Source organism: Micromonospora sp. NPDC051300, from assembly GCF_044455315.1.
Lineage (GTDB): Bacteria > Actinomycetota > Actinomycetes > Mycobacteriales > Micromonosporaceae > Micromonospora > Micromonospora robiginosa.
In genome coordinates, this window is record NZ_JBITEP010000043.1 from 16427 (window position 1) to 35699 (window position 19273).

Annotated in this window: 18 protein-coding genes and 1 pseudogene; 17 read left to right on the forward strand and 2 right to left on the reverse strand. The window is 73.0% G+C overall.

Annotation, left to right across the window (positions count from 1 at the left end; all coding sequences use genetic code 11):
• The first annotated feature begins 34 nt into the window (after positions 1-34).
• The 7 genes from ACIA5A_RS29035 to ACIA5A_RS29065 all read left to right on the forward strand — a co-directional run bounded on the left by ACIA5A_RS29035 (position 35) and on the right by ACIA5A_RS29065 (position 7790).
• Positions 35-2425, forward strand: a complete 2391-nt coding sequence (locus ACIA5A_RS29035) for a DNA translocase FtsK (protein WP_396767642.1) — start codon at positions 35-37, stop codon at positions 2423-2425.
• 31 nt (positions 2426-2456) lie between these two features.
• Entirely contained in the window at positions 2457-3122 is a 666-nt protein-coding gene (locus tag ACIA5A_RS29040) for a hypothetical protein (RefSeq protein ID WP_396767644.1), read from the forward strand.
• Positions 3123-3150: 28 nt separating this feature from the next.
• Complete coding sequence (locus ACIA5A_RS29045) at positions 3151-3588, forward strand: hypothetical protein (protein ID WP_396767646.1); 438 nt, start codon at positions 3151-3153, stop codon at positions 3586-3588.
• Between the two features lie 86 nt (positions 3589-3674).
• A complete protein-coding gene (locus tag ACIA5A_RS29050) occupies positions 3675-4409 on the forward strand; it encodes a Pycsar system effector family protein (protein WP_396767648.1) in 735 nt (244 codons plus the stop codon).
• A complete protein-coding gene (locus ACIA5A_RS29055) occupies positions 4409-4777 on the forward strand; it encodes a hypothetical protein (RefSeq protein ID WP_396767650.1) in 369 nt (122 codons plus the stop codon). Before ACIA5A_RS29050 ends, ACIA5A_RS29055 begins: the two co-directional genes overlap by 1 nt.
• A gap of 604 nt (positions 4778-5381) precedes the next feature.
• Positions 5382-7352: a hypothetical protein gene (locus ACIA5A_RS29060; RefSeq protein ID WP_396767652.1), complete on the forward strand. Its 1971-nt coding sequence runs from the start codon at positions 5382-5384 to the stop codon at positions 7350-7352.
• A gap of 261 nt (positions 7353-7613) precedes the next feature.
• Positions 7614-7790: a hypothetical protein gene (locus tag ACIA5A_RS29065; RefSeq protein WP_396767654.1), complete on the forward strand. Its 177-nt coding sequence runs from the start codon at positions 7614-7616 to the stop codon at positions 7788-7790.
• Between the two features lie 147 nt (positions 7791-7937).
• On the opposite strand, the gene ACIA5A_RS29070 is transcribed toward ACIA5A_RS29065, so the two are convergent.
• Together ACIA5A_RS29070 and ACIA5A_RS29075 are read right to left on the reverse strand one after the other, a co-directional pair.
• On the reverse strand, positions 7938-8453 hold the full coding sequence (locus ACIA5A_RS29070) for a hypothetical protein (RefSeq protein WP_396767656.1): 516 nt from the start codon (positions 8451-8453) through the stop codon (positions 7938-7940).
• 305 nt (positions 8454-8758) lie between these two features.
• The gene (locus tag ACIA5A_RS29075; protein ID WP_396767658.1) at positions 8759-9796 is read right to left on the reverse strand and encodes a ParA family protein; all 1038 of its coding nucleotides are present in this window, start codon (positions 9794-9796) and stop codon (positions 8759-8761) included.
• 319 nt (positions 9797-10115) lie between these two features.
• Here ACIA5A_RS29075 and ACIA5A_RS29080 point away from each other — a divergent pair, with 319 nt between their 5' ends.
• The 10 genes and pseudogenes from ACIA5A_RS29080 (at position 10116) to ACIA5A_RS29125 (ending at position 19249) form a co-directional block, all read left to right on the forward strand.
• Positions 10116-10493 carry a hypothetical protein gene (locus tag ACIA5A_RS29080; RefSeq protein WP_396767660.1) on the forward strand — a complete coding sequence of 126 codons (378 nt, stop codon included), beginning with the start codon at positions 10116-10118 and terminating at the stop codon, positions 10491-10493.
• Complete coding sequence (locus ACIA5A_RS29085) at positions 10490-12496, forward strand: ParB/RepB/Spo0J family partition protein (RefSeq protein ID WP_396767662.1); 2007 nt, start codon at positions 10490-10492, stop codon at positions 12494-12496. The genes ACIA5A_RS29080 and ACIA5A_RS29085 overlap by 4 nt, the downstream gene beginning before the upstream one ends.
• Positions 12496-13986, forward strand: a complete 1491-nt coding sequence (locus tag ACIA5A_RS29090) for a hypothetical protein (RefSeq protein WP_396767664.1) — start codon at positions 12496-12498, stop codon at positions 13984-13986. Before ACIA5A_RS29085 ends, ACIA5A_RS29090 begins: the two co-directional genes overlap by 1 nt.
• Positions 13987-14109: 123 nt before the next feature.
• Positions 14110-14754 (forward strand): annotated as a pseudogene (locus tag ACIA5A_RS29095) (NUDIX domain-containing protein); the annotation flags it as partial.
• A 1076-nt stretch (positions 14755-15830) separates the two neighbouring features.
• On the forward strand, positions 15831-16445 hold the full coding sequence (locus ACIA5A_RS29100) for a hypothetical protein (RefSeq protein WP_396767666.1): 615 nt from the start codon (positions 15831-15833) through the stop codon (positions 16443-16445).
• A gap of 151 nt (positions 16446-16596) precedes the next feature.
• Positions 16597-16860, forward strand: a complete 264-nt coding sequence (locus tag ACIA5A_RS29105; protein ID WP_396767668.1) for a hypothetical protein — start codon at positions 16597-16599, stop codon at positions 16858-16860.
• A gap of 26 nt (positions 16861-16886) precedes the next feature.
• A complete protein-coding gene (locus tag ACIA5A_RS29110) occupies positions 16887-17657 on the forward strand; it encodes a hypothetical protein (protein WP_396767670.1) in 771 nt (256 codons plus the stop codon).
• A 100-nt stretch (positions 17658-17757) separates the two neighbouring features.
• A complete protein-coding gene (locus ACIA5A_RS29115) occupies positions 17758-18324 on the forward strand; it encodes a hypothetical protein (protein WP_396767672.1) in 567 nt (188 codons plus the stop codon).
• Positions 18321-18692: a hypothetical protein gene (locus ACIA5A_RS29120; RefSeq protein ID WP_396767674.1), complete on the forward strand. Its 372-nt coding sequence runs from the start codon at positions 18321-18323 to the stop codon at positions 18690-18692. The genes ACIA5A_RS29115 and ACIA5A_RS29120 overlap by 4 nt, the downstream gene beginning before the upstream one ends.
• Positions 18689-19249 (forward strand): hypothetical protein, encoded by a 561-nt coding sequence (locus tag ACIA5A_RS29125; protein WP_396767676.1) that lies wholly within the window; start codon positions 18689-18691, stop codon positions 19247-19249. Before ACIA5A_RS29120 ends, ACIA5A_RS29125 begins: the two co-directional genes overlap by 4 nt.
• The last annotated feature ends 24 nt before the right edge of the window (positions 19250-19273 follow it).

Sequence of the window (19273 nt, forward strand, 5' to 3'; positions counted from 1 at the left end):
TCCCTGCCGCCCCCGATTCCGAAGGAGACCGACGATGGCCGCCCGCCGCACCAGCAAGAAGCAGCCCGAGGTCGACCGCGGTGCCGAGCTGGCCCGCCGCGCCGGTGAGGCCGCCCGGGCCGCCTGGCACGGCACCGCCGCGGCGGCCGGCCGGGCCGCCCGCACGCTGCCCAGCCCGCACCGCACCGACGTCGACCTGCCCGGGCACGACACCGCCGGCCTGGCCCTGCTGATCACCGGCCTGGTCACCGCGGCCGCCGTGTGGACCCACCCCGCCGGCTGGCCCGGTCAGCTCCTCGACGTTCCCGCCGGCGTCGCCGAAGGACTGCTCGGGCACCTGGCCGTCGCCGCGCCGGTGCCCCTGTGCTGGCTCGCCGTGCAGGCGATGCGCCACCCCGCCGGCACCCACACCGTGCGGATCCTCGCCCAGGCCGCCGGCACCGTCCTGATCGCCGCCGGGCTGACCGGGCTGCTGGAGCTGGCTGCCGACGGCGCGGGCGGCCTGCTCGGCCGGGCCGCCGGCGGCGGCCTCGACGCGGTGTTCAGCGTGTGGGGCGCGGTGCCGGTCCTGGTCGGTCTGGTCGCCGCCGGGCTCACCGCCGCCACCGGCGTCACCCCGGTCGCCGTGGTGAGCACCATCGCCGCCGCCCGCCGCCGCCCGGCCCTGCCCGCCGACGCCGACCTCGACGGGCCCGACGACGTCGACCAGGACGACGACGTGCTCGACGAGGTGGCCACCCCGAGCGCCACCGCGGCGGCCGTCCGCCCGGCGCCGGTGGTCGATTCCACGGAATCCGCGCCCCGCCCGCCCGCCGCGACCTCCGCCCCCGTCCCCGCGCCGGTGCCCGCCGCGACGCCGGCGGTGGTGGTGGGCGGCTACCGGCTGCCGCCGCTGGAGCTGCTCGCCGCCGGCGCGCGGCCCGCCGACGCCGCCGCGGCCACGGCCACCGCCGCCAAGGCCCTACAGGGCGTCCTGGCCGACTTCAAGCTCGACGCCCGCGTCAGCGGCCACCAGCGTGGGCCGGCCGTGACCCGCCACGAGATCAGCATCGGCCCCGGCGTGAAGGTCGAGCGGATCACCGGCCTGGCCAAGACCTTCGGCTACGCCCTGGGCACGCAGGCCGTGCCGATCGTCGCCACCGTGCCCGGCAAGAGCGCCATCGGCGTGGAGGTGCCCAACGCCCACCGCGAGACGGTGACCCTCGGCGACGTCATCCGCTCCCGCGCCGCCCGCGACCAGCACCGCCTGCTCGTGGCCCTGGGCAAGGACATCGACGGCAAGGCCGTCACGGCGAACCTCGCCACCATGCCCCACGTGCTCATCGGCGGTGCCACCGGATCCGGCAAGTCCGGCTGCCTGAACACCCTGCTGGTGTCCCTGCTCACCAGGGCCACGCCGGCCGAGGTGCGGCTGCTGCTCATCGACCCCAAGCGCGTCGAGTTGACCACCTACGAGGGCATCCCCCACCTGGTCACCCCCGTCGTCACCAACGCCCGCAAGGCCGCCGACTCCATGGAGTGGGTGGTGCGGGAGATGGACCTGCGCTACGACGACATGGCCGCGCACGGTGTGCGCCACGTCGACGAGTACAACCGCAAGATCCGCGCCGGTCAGATCACCGCCCCGGCCGGCAGCCAGCGGACCCTGGAGCCGTACCCGTACCTGGTGGTCGTCGTCGACGAGCTGGCCGACCTGATGATGGTCGCCCCCCGCGACGTCGAAGAGTCGATCGTGCGGATCACCCAGCTCGCCCGCGCCGCCGGCATCCACCTCGTCCTGGCCACCCAACGCCCCTCCGTGGACGTCGTCACCGGGCTGATCAAGGCCAACGTGCCGTCCCGCTTGGCCTTCGCCACCAGCTCTCTGGTCGACTCCAAGGTCATCCTCGACCAGCCCGGCGCGGAGAAGCTCCTCGGCCAGGGCGACGGCCTGTTCCTGCCCATGGGCGCCGCCCGACCCACCCGCATCCAGGGCGCGTGGGTGTCCGAAGCCGAGGTCACCGCCGTCGTCGAGCACTGGCGCACCCAGGCCACCGCCGGCGCACAGCCCGCCGCGCCGGCCGCCGCCCTGCCGGCGTCCGCCGGCACCCCGACTGTGGACACCGCGGTGGTCGACGGGCTCGACGACGACGAGCGGGCCCTGCTGCGCGAGGCCGCCGACCTGATCGTCACCAGCCAGTTCGGGTCCACCTCGATGCTGCAACGCAAGCTGCGCATCGGCTTCGCGAAAGCCGGCCGGCTCATGGACACCCTCACCGAGCTGCGCGTGGTCGGTCCCTCCGAGGGCTCGAAAGCCCGCGACGTCCTCATCGCCGTCGACGAGCTGCCCGACCTGCTCGCCGCCCTCGGCGGCCAATCCACCACCACCGACGACGACGCCGGCGCGACCGTGCTGGCGTTCCCCCGCAGCGGCACCCGCCGCTGACCGGCTCCACCACGACGAAGGAGAAACCCCAGTGCACACCCCCGACGAGCGTGACCTCGACTTCGCCCCGATCGACCACATCCGCGCCACCGAGGCCGGCACCGGCCGCTGGCGGGCCGTGGCCGACTGGTGGCGCGACAACCGGACCGCCCGGTTCCTGCGCGACACCTGGCCGCTGGGCGTGGCCGCCCTGATCGCCCTGGCCGTCATCGGCGGGCTGCTGTGGCTGCTCTGGATCGCCGTCGCCGGCCTGCTGGCCGGAGCCGGCGCGGCTGCCACCGCCGTCGGCGACGCCGGGCCCGCCCTCGGCGGCTGGATCACCGACGGGCCGATCACCCGCTCGATCTCCGACCCGGTGCGTGCCTACCTCGACGCGCACACCACCGGCCTGCCCGCCGGTGGCCGCGACGCCTGGATCGCCTGGCTGGTCGCCGTGTGCGTGCTCTACGCCGCCGCGGTGACCGGCTCCACCTACGGGCGCATCGGCTGGGCCGCGATCGGCGCCCTCACCGGCACCGCCGCCTACCTCGGCGCACCCGCCGGCGCCGGCCCTGCCGCCGCCGGGCTGACCGCCCTGGTGTGGCTGACCCTCTCGCTGCTCGCCTACACCGCCACCAGCCGAGTCTCCCTCGGCGACGTCCTGGAGCACCTCACCGACCGCCGTGCCCGCCGCACGGCCACCGACACCACCTACTGACCGCAAACACCCACCGAGGAGGAAAGCCATGACCACCACGAGCACCCCGCCGACCACGGCCATCGCCGCGACGATCCCGGTGCGGCTGTACCTGAGCGACACCGACCCCGAGGACCCGCGCGTCGAGCAGCGGATCGTCACCGGCTGGCCCGTCGCGCCGGGGCTGGCCATCAACGTCACCCACGAGTACGGGCAGCGCCTCGACGGCCGCTACTCCCTGACCCACCTGCCCAGCGGCCAGGCCCTCGCCCGCCGGCTGTGCGCCCGCCACGTCGACCAGGCCGCCGTCGCCGCGATCGCCACCGGCGTCGACTGGAGCGCCGACGTCGAGCAGGTCATCGCCGACGAGCGGACCCGGCCGCTACACCCGGGCCGGGCCGACTGGGACTGGTGCGGCTACGACGAGTTCTGCCGGGCCGAGGCGTACCCGCGCCCGGACTCCCCCACCTACCCGAGCAGCCGATAACGCCGCGCGGGCGGCCCCCACGCCTCCTACAGCTCGGGGCCGCCCGCCACTCCCCCATCCACGCAGTAAATAGAAGGAGCACCCTCATGATGCCCGACGAGTCCGCCTCCACCGCGACCTACGTCGCCCGATACCACGACGACTTGCGCCGCTTCGGCATCGCCGCCGGCGACGGACACACCGTGCAGGTCGACCTCGCGCCCGCGCCGGCCGCCAGCAGCACCTGCTGCACCCGCTGCGGCACCACCTACCGCGACGTCGCCGAGGACCAGGACGACGAGCTGCTGATGCTCGCCCGCGCCGGCGGGCACGCCGCCGCGTGCGGACGCGACACCGTCACCACCGCCCTGGACGCCGAGATCGCCACCGTCCGCGCCGAGCTTTCCCGCATCGACCCCAAGGCGGCCGGCTACCTGCAGATGGCCGGGGTGCTGCTCGGCGCCGGCCTGGCCGTGCTCGGCGGCGCCGGCGCCGGCGGTCACCTCTCCCCCGCCGCGCTGGCCGCCGGCGCGGTGACCGCCGTGGTGGTCCTCGCCGCCGTGCTCCTGCTCCTGCTCGCCTCCCGCCCCCACCTGGGCGGGGACTTCGGGTTCGTCTCCTACGCCGACGCCGACACCGCCCAGGACGTCCTGACCCGGGTCACCGGCGGCGACGCCGACCGCGTCGCCCCGATGACGCCGCTGGCGCGGGCTCGGGAGCTGCTGTGGCTCTCCCGCACCGTGGCCGCCAAGTACCGGTCCATCAGCCGGGCGGCGCCGCTGCTGCTGCTCGGCTACGCCGGCGCGGCCGTCACCGTGGCCCTCGCGATCTGGGTCCGATGATGAGCAGCCCGCACCAGGGCGCCGAGCCCGCCCACGACGCCACCGTTGTCGCCGCCCGCGTCGCCGCCTCCCTCGCCCAAGCCAACGGGGCCGGACTCGACCAGCAGAGCATGCTGGTGCTGAAGGTGTGCGAGGAGGCAGGGGAAGCCGCGGCCGCCTGGATCGGCGTGCGCGGCCAGAACCCCCGCAAGGGCGTTACCCACACCCACGACGACGTCGCCGGCGAGCTGGCCGACGTGGCCCTCGCCGCGCTGGTCGCGATCGCCGGCATCGGCCTGGACCCCGGCCGGGTCCTCGACGACTGCGTCGCCAAGGTCACCAAGCGTCTTATCGACCGCCCCGACGCCCTTATCCACCCGCCCGCATGACCATTGTTTCGACGTCGAATAAGCGGTCTTTTACCGGGACCGCTTATTCGACTGCGTGTAGCCACATTTATTGGATCAATTTTCGTGACTGTCTTGTCCTGTTATGTTCCGATTTTCGGTGTGGATCCACCCTGGATGGACAGGGTCGTAGCGGCGTGGCGCGCGTGGGGGCTTCGTCGGGCGTGAGAGTCGCCGTAAGATCCACGGGTCACGCGCACACCATTGCGCCGAATTCGATCCTGAGGGAGCGCCAGCGCTCAACCCCTAACTGCAGACAGCAAGAGAGCCCCGACCCCTGTGTTTGCTTGGCGGCTGATACCAGGGTTCGAGGCTCCAACAAGCTCGGAGGACAACATAGCACCCAACCTTCGGGCTGGGTGCATCTCTGTCCCAAAAATTGCTCACCGCGTGTCGCCGCACCGGCACGGAGCGCCCAGCCTGCATCCACAGTCATCACCACCGGCGGTGGGCGATGACCGGTAGCTCACGTATTGCTCACGCTGCGTCGATGTCGGCGGAGCGGGTGGTCGCGTCGGGTCACTGCCCGGCGTGCGCGGCGTCGGGCCGCATGGTGTTGGCGGCTGAGGGCCGTACGCGCTGCTCGGTGCACGTCGTCCGGCCGGCGTTGCTGGTGGAGACGACGCGGACCGGGCAGTCCCGCCTGGTCGCCCCGGCCGGCGCGCGCCGGCGGATCGTGCACCCTGCCGGCCTGCAGACGCCGTGCATGTCATGCGCCGGCGCGGGCCGCGACACCCAGGGGTTGCCGCGTGACGGGGCGGGCTCGGATCCGCTGTGCATCCCGTGCTGGCGCACCCGCACCGATGCCGCGCGCCGGCGCCACGCCGCCGCGCTGCGCGCCGCCGCCCTCGACGAGCTGCCCGACGAGCTGGTCGACGTCGCGCCGGCGTGCCAGGCGTGCGGGCAGCCGGATCCGTCGCCGGCGTGCTGGCTGTGCGGGTATACGTGGCTGGCCGAGCAGCGGGCGAGGTTCGCCGCCGACCAGGCCGCCGCCGCGGCCGACGTCGAGGCCCGGTTCACGGCGCTGGTCGAGCGGACCCGGGCCGAGCAGACGGTGGCGGAGCTGACCGCCTGGGTGGATCGGCTGCGGAGCACGATCGAGGACTGCGCCACCGGCGGCCGCCGCGAACGCGCCGCGCATCTCCTGGCTGATCTCCTGGTCCGGGAGGACGCGGCCCGGGTGTCGAGCCGGGGACGCCGCTCGAAACTGGGCCTGGTGTGTGGGGTCCTGGCCGTTGACCAGGTCGCGCGGATCACCCGGCCCGGTCGGGCGCGCACCGCCGAGCTGGCCGGGGTCACCGAGCGCACCGTCACCGCATGCTGGGCCACGGCGAAGGCTCTGGAGTGGATGGACCGCACCGTGCAGGGTGGCCGGTTGTCCTTCGAGCAGCGCTGCGCCACCGGCCGCACCTACGACCGGGCCGAGTTCGACCTGGCCCACCTCGGCGGCCCGGAGCGCGCCGCGGCCCGAGCCCCCTACCTGCCGGTGGCGCTGCTGGTGCTCCATGACCTCCTGGCCCGCGCCCTGCAGCTCCTGGAGGCCGCGCACGACGTCGTCGACGCCCAGGCCGCCCGCGCCGGCGAGCTGACCGACCACGCCGCCCTGGCCCGCCGGGCACAACTGCGCGCCGCCGTGGCCACCGCCCGCGACACCGCCCTGACCGGCGCCGAGCTGCTCGCCAGCGCCCAACTTGAGCCCGGGAATTTCTTCCCCCCCCGCGTAGCGCCTCAAGGTATGAGCGTTTACTCCGGCTTGCTACGGGGTTTAGATCCACCTCCGAAAATCGCCCACCCGACGTCGGGGGTCCCGAGTCGGGGGAACAACGGCGCTTCGCGCTCACCAACCGAGCAGGGTCGGGGCGCACATCGGGTAGCGCGTCCTAGGACGCGCCAGGGCCAGTGCGTGAGCCCACGGCGGCCGCAGGCCCGTCCAGAGTGGCACGAGTGGGCATATCCCCTGGCCCAGGCCACCCAACAGGCCCTGGAATGGCTGCAGGGCGTACCGCTGCCGAGGGTGGCGGCCACCATCGGCGCGCGGCTCGGTCCGGACTGGACCATGCAGGCCATCCTCGCCACGATCGACCGGTCCCGCGATGGCCGGGAGCTGCTCACCGCGCCGGATCGGCCGCTGGGCTACCTGCGCTCGCTGCTCGACGAGGCGCTGACCGGCGAGCACGAGCCGCCGCACCCGGCCCGCCGCTACGACCAGCACGTCCAGGAGGTGGCGGCCGCGCGCCGGCGCGACGTCGCCGACCAGGCCGCCGCGGCGGCCGACGCCCGCGCGCAGACCCGCGCCGAATGGACCCGGCGCGAGCAGGCCCGCCAGGCCGAACGGGCCGGACCCGGCGCCGGCCGTAACGCCGCCCTGGCCACCGCCCGCGCCGCCGCCCGCGGCGACCACGCCCGCGCGGAGGCCGCCGACGTCGAAGAGTGGCCACCGGTGCCCCAGCCGGGCACCGGCCGGCCCACCCGCGCGCAGCGCATCGCATCCATCGACCGCCGATCCCGCGAGTGGCGCGACCAGGAGGCCGACCGCGCCGACGAACTCGCCGAGTGACGCCGCCAGGCGGCCACCCTGCCGTACCGTGGAACCACCTGAAACGGGACCGGCACCGTGACCGCCGGGAACACGTGGGGCGCGTACCTCCGGTCTGATCCTCGCCGGACCCCCACACGCGGCGGCCCATCGGGGCAGCCCGCACCGAGCGGGCCCGGACGTCGACGTAGCCCAGAGAATCGATCACCCGGCCGTACAGCGCGGCCCGGGTGCGCGTCGCCCCAGGCGTAACCGAGGGCACGAGCCGACGGAGGAACCGTCATGGCCCGATCCACACCCATGGACCACGAGTCCGCCGACCGCATCAGCGCCGCCGCCGGGCGCGATCCTGACTCGGCCACCGCAGCCAGCGGCTTCGACGAGCGCGCCCAGGACGCCGCGGACCGCAACGAGCCGTCCGACCCGTACGACTACGACGACCACTCGTACGACGACTGACGGACCGCCAGCGCGACAACGCCCCGCCCGACGCCGCGAGGCTCGGGCGGCGCGCCTCACACCGCACGCGGACCGCTAACCCGTTCGACTCCCCTGTTGCCGCGGCGGCCACCGAGTCAGGTCGGCCCTGACTCGGTGGCCGCTGGGTCACGCCTTCGGTCGGCGTCCACGCGGTCGTTCGGCGGGGAGGTGGGCGTTCAGAGCCGCCACCACGACCTCGGACCGGGTGATGCGACCGCCCAGGGATCGAGGTCCAGCGCCGAGCTGCTGCTGCACCCACCCGACCAGGGTGTCGATGACCTGGAGTTCGCCGGCCAGGGGCCGGATTGGCAACTGCACCCGGCGGACCTTGGCCGCCGCTGCAGGTCGCTGCGTGGAGGTGCGCCACGGGAACGGCTCGCTGGCGTCGGTGGCGGCTGGTCGGCGCGCGTCAGCGACCAGGCGAGGTAGTTCGGCCAGGTGCGCGCGCAGCGCGTCGAGGACCAGCTCGGTGTTGCTGCTGGAGGTGCGCCGCGCCCGTTCGAACCGGGCCATCAGCGGCGCCGGGACGCTGAGGACCGTCGGGCTGACCGCCAGCGCGGCGGGATCGTCCATGTCCACCGTCAGGTCCGGCATCCCGCTGGCCGGCGCGCGGCTTGTTGACGGCCCCTCTTTCGCTGCCACCGGGGCGGACACTGCCCGCGCGGAATCGGCCGGCGCGGCCTCGGTACGGCCAGCGCCGGTCGTCGGTGGTTCCTCGGCGGCCGTGGGCACCGCCTCAGCACCGGTGGCAGGGGCAGAAGTTGGGCTGGCTGATTCCGTGTCATCAGGATCGCGGGGGCTGTTCGGTGGCGCGGTCAACGCCGACACCGCCGACGTGCGGTCAGCGCTGACCAGCCCTGCCAGGGACGACCCACGGGTGCTGCCGAAGCCGCGGAGCTTGGGCGCCGGCGGGGTGTAAGCGTCGATGTTGTCCTGCTCGCTCACGTTCACCGCCCCAACTGGCTGAACCGGGTGAAGACCTCGCTCGCGAGGTCTTCGTACTCCTGGGCGACCTTCCCGGCCTCGCTGCTGGGCACTGGTCGGCCCTTGGCGGTTCCGGCGCGAACCTCCCACCACTTCGGGCCCTCAACCTGCTCCAGCTCGTGCACGAGCTGGCCACGATCGCGGCAGGCCTTGGCGACCGACGGCATGTAGCGGATGACGGAGCTGAACACCAGGGCGTCGGTGCCGGCGGCACGCAGGTCCTCTTCCAGCTCGCGCCGTACCTCCCGACGCTGCCCCACCTCGTCGCCCTTGCGGTTGACGCGGTACTGGAACCCGAACATGGCCACGCCGAGCAACTCCAACTGCTCGTTGATCGTCAGCGCTCTACCGAAGCGCTCCGCGACGCCGGACAGACCCTGCCGGCTGGCCTGGTCGAAGCTCACCGGCACCAGCGCGGCCCGGCTGGCGACCAGGACCAGGTCCTGAAGGTTGATCTCACGCGGCGGGCAGTCGATGAGGATCCAGTCGTACTCATCGGCGACCGTCGCCAGAACCTCCGCCAAGGCGAGGCGGGCCTGGTGGGCGTGGCCCCGCGCCGTCTTGCCGAAGATCATGCCGTTGACCTCGTCCAGCGCAGACCCGCCGGGGATGACGTCCAGCCACGGGCGAACGTCGCGTAGCCGGTGCGGCACCGTTCCCGCCTGCAGGGCCGTCATCAGCCCTTTGCCGTCGTCGCCCACCTGCACGCCCTCCGGCAGGCGCCCGTCAACGGGCACGTCCTCCGGCTTGAGGTAACCGAGGTCCAGGCCGAGGTTGCCCTGCGGGTCGCAGTCGACCAAGAGCACCCGCCGCGGGGAGTTCGCCTGCTCCGCCGCCAGCGCCAGTAGACCACCCAGGTTCGCGGTCACCGACGTCTTGCCCTGGCCGCCCTTGCCGTTCAGCACCGCCAGCACGCCGCCGAGGGCCGGCCGTAGTCGACGCGACAGCCCCATCGCCGCCACGAGGTCGGGATCGGCTCCCACCATCTGCCCGAACGTCATCGGTCCGCCTTCTCTCATCGCGCAGGTTGCGTCTTCGGCCGTGTGCCTATCACCCGCGAGGCCCATCGCGCCAGGTGCCGCGCGCCGTTACGCGCTAGAGATCACACCCACGATGACCAGCAACATTGCCGGTCAACACGCGAGCGGTCGCGCAACTAACCTCGCCTGCAAGCACGCAGGCGATCAGGCGCGCGATACGACGCGCTATAGAACACGCAACAACCCTCGTCACTTGACAACAAATATTGTCGGCACCAGAGTGGACGCTATGACAAGCAGCGTTGTCCGCGAGAGTGGACCAACTACGTCGAGAGAGGAGGTGAGCACCACGGCGCACGACAACGTGCAGGACATCAACCGACAGATGGTGCGGGATCTAGTTGCTGATCTGGCATCGCGTATCACGAGCCAGACGGCGCACGACAGTGCCAGTGTCTCCCGCCAGCGGATCCACCTGCGGCAGCTCGCTGCCCTGATGGTCATCCGCGCAGCGGCGGACGAGCTGGCGAATGCCACCGCATCCGAGGCCGCACGATGCGGGGCCAACTACCCGGCGATCGGTGAAGCGGCCGGGATGACGCGGCAGGCAGCGCGCGTCAGGTGGCCGGGTCTGGTCGACCGAAAGCGAATGATCAGGAGGCCCGGTATGGATACCGCAGAAGCAAGCAAATCGACCGCTAGAAAGGAGAAGTCATGACGGTGTCGATCGAGGATCATTTGAACAGCAACGAGGGCACTGATTCTCAGGAATCGAGCCCGGTACTCGTCGCGCCGATGCGACCGGAGTCGACCGCGCTGTCCGACGTCATCACCCACCCGGCGAACCCGCGGAAGGTGCTGGGCGATCTGGGTGAGCTGGAGGCGTCGATCCGGGAAGTTGGCGTCATCCAACCGCCGGTGGTGCTCCCGGCGGGCCGGGTCGCCGCGGCGTGGCCTAAGCACGCCAAGGAGATCGCCGACGCCAAGTGGGTGGTGCTGGTCGGCGCCCGTCGTCGTACCGCGGCCGGCAGGGTCTACGGGGGCGACCCGGAGGCGACGCTCAACGTGCTGGTCCGCGAGGACGCCATCGCTGACGACCCGCTGGCGCAGTTGGACGTGATGACGGCGGAGAACGTGGCCCGGGCGCCGCTGAGCCCCGTCGAGGAGGCCCGTGCCTTCGCCGAGCAGGAGGCCGCCGGGCGCAAGCAGCGCGACATCGCGGCCAAGGTCGGCTGCTCGCAGTCGCACGTGTCCAAGCGGTTGAAGCTGCTCAAGTTGCCCGAGGCGATGCTGGCCGCGCTAGAGACCAGCCAGCGATCCGATGACGACCAGGGCGACGCGCAGGAGCCGGCCCTGCAGATCAAGGACGCGCTCGCGTTCGTCGACGCCGCCGGAGGCGACCAGGAGTTGACGCTCGCCGCGTACCAACTGCGCGACGACCGGCGGGCCCACTGGAGCGCCGCGAACCTGGTCAACGAGGTCCAGCGGATCCGCGAGCGGCAAGCGACGATCGACGCGGCCGGTAAGAAGCTGGCCGCCGAGGGCACCCCGGTCATCGCGGATCCGATCAAGCAGTTCGGCAACGACTACTGGCAGCGCCGCCTGACCGGCGCGAAGGCGATCGCCGCCGCCCGCAAGGCCGGCGAGCTGGCCGCCGGCGTCGACTCCTACGGGGCGGTCACGTACTACTCGACCGGCCGGAAGCCCAAGGCGGCGGACAACCGCAGCCCCGCCGAGCAGCAGCGGATCACCGACGACCGGGAACGCCGCAAGGCCATGACCGCCCGCGCGGAGGCCGCTGCGGTGCTAGCTGCGAAGGCGCCGAAGCTGCCACCGGCGGCGGCGGACATCATCGACGCGTGGCTGTTCGCGCCGGGTAGCGAGTGCGCGCAGCTCGCCCACAAGTGGCTGCTCGCCGCCGAGGTCGGTCCGGATCCGGCCCTGCCCAACTACCACTGGTGGGAGAAAGTTCGTCACGCCGGATGGCACACCCGCGTGCACGCCGCGCACGCCCTCGCGCTCGCCCGCCGTGAGGTCCAGGCCCGCGGCACCTACCGGTCGTGGACGCACAGCGACGCGGGCTGGCTGCACCGCCTCACCACCGAGGCCGGCTACACCCCCAGCGCGTGGGAGCAGGCCCGCCTGGCCGCCATCGAAGCGCCCGACGGCGACACCAACCCCGGCCAGCCCGACGCAGGGGAGCGGGATCCAGTGGCACCGCCCGAGCGGGTGTCGCTGTCCTACGACGGCGACGACGCGTGCTGCTGGCTGCTGCACTACGACCTGCGGATCGACGAGCCCGCCGCGTACGGCGAGCACCTCACCGATCCCGACGACGTCGACGCCGCGAAGGCGTGGGCCGTCGAGGTGCTCGCCGACCGGCACCGGATTGAGGTCACCGGCTGGACCGATGGGCAGGTGCTGCCCGGTCGTCCGGCATACCTCGCCGCGCACGCCGGCGACCCCGCCACCGCCGCCGACGGGTCCGGGTCGGTGGGCGAGTGGCGACTGCTGTTTGCCCTGGTCGACGGTGCGTGGCTGGTGCTGGCCGACGACAAGCCTCACGCCGACCACGACGGGTTGACCGCCGCCAGCGTCGACCAGGCGTGCCAGTGGGCCAGCGGGGTGCTGGCCGACGCCGGCGTGACCTGCTACGGCTGGACCGCCCGCGCCGACGGCGCGACGCTCGAGTATGTGGCCGACCTGACCGGACAGTGCTGATGATCGACGCGAGCGGCCCGGAGGAAATTCGGGCCGCGTTCACTGCGGCGATCGCCACCGCCGGGGACCGGGTCGACGAGATCGGCGGCGTCGCCGATGTGCTTGACGACGCCGCCGACCGATACGAATCGCTGCAGATGCAGGCTTCCACCGTGGCGCATCTGCGCGAGGCGGGCCGGGCCTGCGGTATCGCCCAGGTGGCTGTGGCCACCGCTGCGGAGCACCTGCGGACGGCCCTGGGCGACTTCGACAACCACGACGGGCAGGTGGCCGACACGGTCGCCGACGTCGGCACCCTCGCGAGCAAGGAGATTCTGATGGGAGAGGACTCCACCCCGACCATGCCCGCCTCGACGAGCGTCGGCCCGTACGCCACCGCGACGATCGACTCGTCGACCACGGTGGGCGACGTGCTCGGCTACGCCGACGGTGACACCTGCCACGGCACCGACCGGGTGGCCAGCGCGGCCGGCCCCGCCAGCGTGCTGGCGGTGTTGGACTACGGCGACGGTGGCACCCGGTGGGACGGCGGCCAGTACGTCGCGCTCGGCACGTCGCCCGGCTCCTGGAATCCGGTGACCGGCGCGGAGCAGCTCGCCGGCGACGTGTCGACCGCGACGTACTGGCCGCCGCACCTGGACCCGGCCGAGGCGCAGGCCGCCGCCGGGTATCTCGACGAGCTGGCCGCGCTCGCCGAGGCCGGGCCCCGCCCGTCGGCGCCGAGCAGGTGGGGGCGGGCGGCGCAGCGTCTGGAGCACCTGATCGCCGGCGACGCCGACCTCGCCGGCGAGCGGGTCCGGATCGTCGACGACGAGCTGCCGGTGACCGTGACCGACCTGCTGGCCCTGCTGCGGGAGCGGGAGCCGGCCGCGGGGCCGCCGGTGCGCCGACACGTGGCCACCGAGGCGATGCGTGACGCCGGCGGTGACCCGGGCACGGTGTGGATGGAGCTGGTCGAGCACGACGGCGCCGTGCGGGTCGCGGTCACCGGCGTCGAGGGCGACGAGGACCCGGCGGCCGAGTTCTGGCAGCCGTACACCGCGGTGCACACGCCGGCGCAGGCCCGGCACCTCGCCGGCCGGCTCCGCGCGTTCGCCGGCGCCGCCTCGCAGGTTGGTGGGCCGGCGCTGCACCTGGGCGACGGCATCGTGCTGGACTGGTCGATGCCCACCGGGGACGGGGGCCGCCGCCTGGAGGTCGCCGACGGCTACGGCAGCTCCGTGCTGCTCGACCTCACCGGCGTTCAGGTGCGGGAGCTGTGCGAGGCGTTGACCGAGACGCTGAACGCCGACGACGTCGACGACACGCCCAACGCGTACTGGCCGGCCGCCAACGACCCCCGCTACATCGACTGGTCGGACTACGAGCACGAGCGCGGGGTGCTCCTGCAGGTCGGCGACGGCGTCGACGCGGTCACCATCACGCTGAGCCCCCGCCAGTTGCGCACCTGGCGCGACCGCCTCACCGCCGACATCGACGAGCCCCGGTGAGCTTCACCGCGGCGTTCCCGTACGCGCGGTCGGGGTCGTGCAGCAACACGACCCCGACCACTACCTCCGGCACCCGAAACCGCTGAGCAGCAACCCCGAGACACCCGAAAGGCAGGACCCATCATGACCGACCTGCGTACCTACACCCACCCCGAGGTCTACCTCGGTGTCCGGCAGGGCTGGGCCGACCGGCAGTACGACCCGACCCGCATCGACTGGCCCGCCCGGCAGGCCGCCGCCGCCATCCCGTTCCGGATCGTCGACGGCCGGCCGGTCAACCCGGTCGAGCGCACCCACATCCGCTACGGCCGTAACCGCCTCGGGCACTGGGGCGAGGCGCAGTGCGCCGACGTCGCGGTGACCGCCGGCCGGTGGATCGCCATGATCGAGCGCCGCGACGGCGGCGGCTGGGCGCTGCCCGGCGGCCACATCGAGCCCGGGGAGACGCCCCTCGCCGCCGCCGGCCGGGAGCTGGCCGAGGAAACCGGTCTGGTCGTCGACCTCACCGACCCGTGGGTGCGGACCCTGCCGGCGCGCTACGTGCCCGACCCTCGCTGCTCCGACGAGGCGTGGATGGTCACCCACCTGACCACCGTCAGCCTCGGCCCGTACGAGCCCGACAGCCTGCCCGCACTCGTCGCTGGCGACGACGCCGCCCGCGCGGTCTGGGTCCCCGCCACCGGCTACGCCGACCTGGCCCGTCACCTCGCCACCGCCTACGACGGGATCGTGTTCGCGGCGCACCAGCCGATGCTCACTGACCTGCTCGGCGCCCTGGACTGGCCGACGATCACCACGACCGCCGAGATCGGCGGCATCGCCCTGGCCGACGTCGGCGAGGACGGCGACATCATCGCCCTGGGCCACCACCACCCCGCCCGCCTCCTACCCGCCCTGCGCCGCTACGCCACCGACATCTGGGGCGAGGCCTTGACCCCAGCCGACCCGACCGACCCGCACACGCAGATCAACCACGAGTGGGTCATCAACACCGGAGACCCCATCCCCGGCCTACAGCAGGAGTGGTGCCTGGAACCGGTGCCGGCCGACACCCCGGGCGCGTTCCCGGTCACCCGCTGGTGCGAGCAGTGCGCAGCGGGGTCATCAGCCGGCGCACGTAGAGCTGCGTCAAGGCGCTAACTACGCACCCGGTGCGCGCACCGATGACCCGCTGACGCGAGAGCCAACGGTCGGGGACATCGGAGCGGTCATGGCCACCACGCGTGGACGTAAAATACCGACACACTAGGCGACCTGCAGTCCAGGAGAGCACGGCATGTCGTACGGTCATCCCCGTGCATCATCGATTTGAGTGATCGCATCATTCAAATTGGTGAGGCATGAAGAAGGGGCGGGAAGCAACGCCTCCCGCCCCCAGGTGGACGTCAGCGACGCTCTCGTCTGCAGAACATGACCGTCGCCAACTGTCCCAACACCGCGAGGACCTTTGCCACCACGGCGAGGTCCTCGCGCTGTAAGCAAGCCGCGACGAGCGCGGCCAGCTCCAACGCGGACCTCACAACCGGCCAGACCCGCGCTGAGCGCGAGGCGGGCCGTGGTGACTCCGGCTCCTGCTTCTTGACCACTGAACCTCCAATCCGGTGGTGCCCACGTCCGGTGCACCCGGGTGGGCACCGGCGAGGCGAGCAGCCCGGCCTGGAGGTCATGCGGTTGCAGCAGTGCTAGGCAGTGACGGTACGGATTGACGTGGGTTACGTCCTCATCGACACGCCCGGACCGACACGACGCCGACACCGGGGCCGTCGACGCGGGACGTCGAATCACTTCGGGATCGAATCGTAAGCCACCTTGCGAAGACTAGTAAGATGGCTTACGATTCAGCGATGGAGAGAGTTGATGTCCCCTACGGGCTACGTCCGCTCGTCGAGCGTCACGGTCCGGCGGTCGAGGTCGAGGACGCCCGGCGTCGCTGGTCCGAGCTGGTCACAGCGGCCGAGGCCGGGATCGTCACGCTCATCACCCGCGACCGCTACCAGTGGGCCGCGCTGGTGCCGATGAGCGAGGTCGCCGAGTTCCTCTCGCCCGACGTGCCGACCTGGCCGGTGTCCGACGCCCGGGGCAAGCTCGGTCACCTGGTCGGCGAGATCCACAGCCTCGGTGTCCGGGTGCAGGTCTTCACCCGCCGTGGCCGACCGGTGGCGGCGATGGTCGACGCCGGCGTTCTGGTCGACCGGCCGGACCCGGCCGACCGGTTGCCGGCTGAGGCGTTGCTGCGCGACGGCCACCGCATCGAGTTGGTCTTCGAGCCCGGCCGGCCCGGCCAGGTCGGCCGCGACGGCGACGTCGTCGAGGAGCCGGAGGACTGGTTCTACGCCGCCAACGCCTACGACAACCGCGACAGCGTCGTCGCGGTCGGTGTCGGCGACACCCTCGGCGAGGCGCTGCTGCGACTGGCGCCCCCGCCGGCCGTCGAGACGCACGACCACCCGCCGTTCTGACCCGCCGATTCCCCGGAATCGACGGCGGGCTCATGATCGGCTCGTCGTGCCTCCATAAGTGATCTTATCGAGGCACGAAAACGTCACACCCGACCCGTAGCTTCACCCGGGTCGCACCACTCGCAGAAAGCCACGAAGAGGAAGAGGATTCATGACCACCGAGGCCAACGCCAACCCCTTCGACATCGGCCCGGCCGATACCCCGGAGCAGCGTGCCGCGTACCTGGAGGAGAAGTTCCACCAGCACCGCACGGACCCGGGCGTCCCGGTGCTCGGTGAGGAGGAACTGCTCGTCGTCGCCGAGCTGCTTGACCGGCTGAACGAGCTGACCAACCCCGACGGCGTCACTCGCGACCCCTGGGGCCGCCTCGCCCGGCTCATGGCCGTGCGGATTTACGACCGGCTCGGCATCTGACCGCCGTGACTCAGGAGGAAACCTTGATGAACCACACCCATCCCGCCGCGGACGCGGACGACGCCCTGGCCGGGCAGGAGATCGAGGCGCTGACCGCGCTGGCCCGGCATACCCGGGTCCGCGGCGCCGGCACTGCAGCCGAGGCGACCGAGCCGGTCGACTTCGCCGACCTCGCCGCCCACGCGCTGACCTCGGTCGCGGCCAACGTCGGCGGCGTCGAGACGCTGCTCGCCGGCCGGCCCGGCTCGTGGGAGGCCGACCTGGTGCGCCGCCTCATCGAGGGCACCGCGCCCGAGGACCAGATCCTGGGCTGGCGCACCGAGCCGTACCGGATCCACCTCAATGTCGACGACGTGTTCGCCGACTTCGGGATCTCCCAGTTGTACGACGCCGACCTCGACGCGGCCATCGAGGCCGCGAGCGCGGACGACCTCAGCGACGCGCAGGCCGACGCCGCCCAGGCGCGCGAGACGGCGATCGAGGCGCTCTACCGGCAGGACCGCGATGCGTACGCCGCGGCGTATCTCGACGTCGCGCGGGCCTGGCTGACCGGACGCGGCTGCACCGTCGACGTCGAGATGGTCCGCACCGACTACGACCAGCCCGGCTCCCGCGCCGTGCCGAAGCCGCAGTCGGACTGGACCGGCCTGGACTACGAGTTGGACGAGCACGCCCGCCTCAACACTGCGCTGCCGCAGACCGGCGCCCTGCCGGACTGGTCCAACGGCCGCGAGCCGGTCGACGCGATCCGCGCCGCCGGCCGTACCTACGGCGAGCGCGTCGACCAGGCCGCCTGATCGGCGGCCACCACTAAGCAGGAACGAGGCGGGTCGGGACCACCGGTAATGGCCCCGACCCGCGCCTCCGATCATCCCCGACCAGAGGGAGGCGCCGCCCATGACCACCACCCGCACCGGCCGGGCCCGCACGAAGGCCGACGACCCGGAGTTCACCGCCCTGATCGCCACCGTGGAGACGGTGCTCGCCGAGTGGACCGGCCCGAGCCCGGCCCGCCCGCACGGCGTGGCCCACCAGGACCCGCGCACCGGGCTGTTGACCTGGCACCTGCGCGGCCTGCCCGCCCAGCTCGACTACCTCCACGCCGCGCTGCGCGCCGCTGAGCCGGCCGAGGTCCGCCTCGCCCGCACCCTGGCCGCGATCGCCGCGATCGACCCGTCCCGGCACGGCAACACCGGCCCGGACACCCCGGAGATCACCGCCGCGTACGCGCGGCGCAACACCCTGATCTTGACCGCCCTCGCGCTCGCCCACGAGGCCGGCGTCCCGGCCGGCGTCGGCCACGACCCGACCGACCCCCGCCCGGTCGTCGTCTACATCGAGCTGCCCACCGGCCAGGTGTCCTGGCACTTGCCCGCCCACCCGGCCGGCTGGGATGGCCACAGCACCGCCGCCAAGTACGCGCGGGTGGCCGCCTTCGCCGAGACGATCGGCGCCCCGGCATGAGCGCGGTCCACACCGCCGACTGGGTCGGCCGGTTGGAGCGGGAGCTGAAGGGCTCGCTGCCCGGGATGGTGCTGCTCGCCCTGGACGTCACCGACGATGGGGCGCTGGCTATCGGGATCCTGCGGGTGCCGTTCGACGCCCGGGGCGGCTGGCACGGGCCGCGGATGCTGCTGGCCATCCTGGCCGCCGCCGACGCCCGGGGCCTGGACGTGGTGTGCACCCCAACCGACTCGTACGGCGCCGACAGACGCCTCCTGGTGCGGGCGCTGAGCCGGGCCGGGTTCGCGCCCGTGCTCGACGACCCGTCCGGTCACACCATGCGCCGCCCGTCACCCTGCCCCCACCTGCGGAAGGACACGAGCTGGTGAGCGAGAACGACGTGGCGGTTGCGCCCGCCGCTGTGCCGACGGCCCGCAAGAAGAAGGAGCAGCCGAAGGCAAAGCTGCCGCCGGTCGACCTCGGCCCGATTCAGGTGCTGCGGCACACCGGTCTGGCCGAGTGGCAGTGGGACGCCGGGACCACGGCCGGGCTGATCCCGGCCGCTGACTGCGACGCCCGGTGGTCGGTCGCGGTGGCCGACCAGGTCGCCGCGCGGCGCGACGAGATCGTGGCCGTCGTGGGCACCGAGCCCCCGATCGGTGGGCACCGGGCCGCCGAGCGGCTGGCCGAACGCACGCCGCTCGACCTGGACGCCCTCGACCAGGCCGACCCGCGCAACCGGTGCGGGCGGACCGGCTGCGGCCAGTACGTGCCACTGCACGACGCGCTGCCGGTGCCGACCGTCGACGACACCCGCGTCCGCTACGCCCGCTGCCACCCGGCGTGTCTGCGCGCCGAGCAACGCGAACGGAGGTCGACTAGGGCCTGTCCTGTCGATCATGGAAGCCAGATGACAGCGGCGACGAGGACCAGGCTGGCTCGGTAGAGGGATGCCCGTTTGGCGTAGCGG

Coding starts and splice junctions, on each gene's coding strand:
- ACIA5A_RS29035 (WP_396767642.1), top strand. CDS start 35: ATGGCCGCCCGCCGCACCAGCAAGAAGCAGCCCGAGGTCGACCGCGGT.
- ACIA5A_RS29045 (WP_396767646.1), top strand. CDS start 3,151: ATGACCACCACGAGCACCCCGCCGACCACGGCCATCGCCGCGACGATC.
- ACIA5A_RS29050 (WP_396767648.1), top strand. CDS start 3,675: ATGATGCCCGACGAGTCCGCCTCCACCGCGACCTACGTCGCCCGATAC.
- ACIA5A_RS29055 (WP_396767650.1), top strand. CDS start 4,409: ATGAGCAGCCCGCACCAGGGCGCCGAGCCCGCCCACGACGCCACCGTT.
- ACIA5A_RS29065 (WP_396767654.1), top strand. CDS start 7,614: ATGGCCCGATCCACACCCATGGACCACGAGTCCGCCGACCGCATCAGC.
- ACIA5A_RS29075 (WP_396767658.1), bottom strand. CDS start 9,796: ATGACGTTCGGGCAGATGGTGGGAGCCGATCCCGACCTCGTGGCGGCG.
- ACIA5A_RS29085 (WP_396767662.1), top strand. CDS start 10,490: ATGACGGTGTCGATCGAGGATCATTTGAACAGCAACGAGGGCACTGAT.
- ACIA5A_RS29090 (WP_396767664.1), top strand. CDS start 12,496: ATGATCGACGCGAGCGGCCCGGAGGAAATTCGGGCCGCGTTCACTGCG.
- ACIA5A_RS29100 (WP_396767666.1), top strand. CDS start 15,831: ATGGAGAGAGTTGATGTCCCCTACGGGCTACGTCCGCTCGTCGAGCGT.
- ACIA5A_RS29105 (WP_396767668.1), top strand. CDS start 16,597: ATGACCACCGAGGCCAACGCCAACCCCTTCGACATCGGCCCGGCCGAT.
- ACIA5A_RS29110 (WP_396767670.1), top strand. CDS start 16,887: ATGAACCACACCCATCCCGCCGCGGACGCGGACGACGCCCTGGCCGGG.
- ACIA5A_RS29115 (WP_396767672.1), top strand. CDS start 17,758: ATGACCACCACCCGCACCGGCCGGGCCCGCACGAAGGCCGACGACCCG.
- ACIA5A_RS29120 (WP_396767674.1), top strand. CDS start 18,321: ATGAGCGCGGTCCACACCGCCGACTGGGTCGGCCGGTTGGAGCGGGAG.